Raw genomic sequence first — 450 nt, forward strand, 5'->3', positions numbered from 1 at the left:
TTCTATAACTGACTGTGTCAAAATAGATTTATATTACACAGATGAATTTATTGAAAATCCAATTATTTTAGAAAACATAAGAATGGCAACTTCGAACGAAATAATTGCCATGAAACTTGATGTAATTTTGCGTGGCGGAAGAAAAAAAGATTTTTGGGATTTGCATTATTACCTCGATAAAATGAGTCTTGATGAAATGATAGATTTATTCAAAAAACGTTATCCATATAATGATGATTTTACTAAAATTAAAAAACAATTGGTGAGTTTTGATTTAGCCGATACCGATTTTGAACCCATTTGCTTATTGGGGAAAACCTGGGAAATTATAAAATTGGATTTTTATGAATATATTGGTAAGTAGCAGATTGCCCTAGCCCAGATTGCAGTGTAAAGCCCGGAGCAAAAAAAGTAAAAGTTTCTTGTTTTAAAAAAGCGACCAACGGAAGC

1 protein-coding gene is annotated in these 450 nt (G+C 30.9%); it reads left to right on the forward strand.

Features of this window, described 5'->3' with window-relative positions; all coding sequences use genetic code 11:
- Nucleotides 1-364, forward strand: a 364-nt coding sequence (locus tag DIU01_RS04130) for a nucleotidyl transferase AbiEii/AbiGii toxin family protein (protein ID WP_290831981.1), incomplete at its 5' end; no start/stop codon positions are given.
- Between the last annotated feature and the right edge of the window lie 86 nt (nucleotides 365-450).

Source organism: Flavobacterium sp., from assembly GCF_003525665.1.
Classification (GTDB): Bacteria; Bacteroidota; Bacteroidia; order Flavobacteriales; family Flavobacteriaceae; genus Flavobacterium.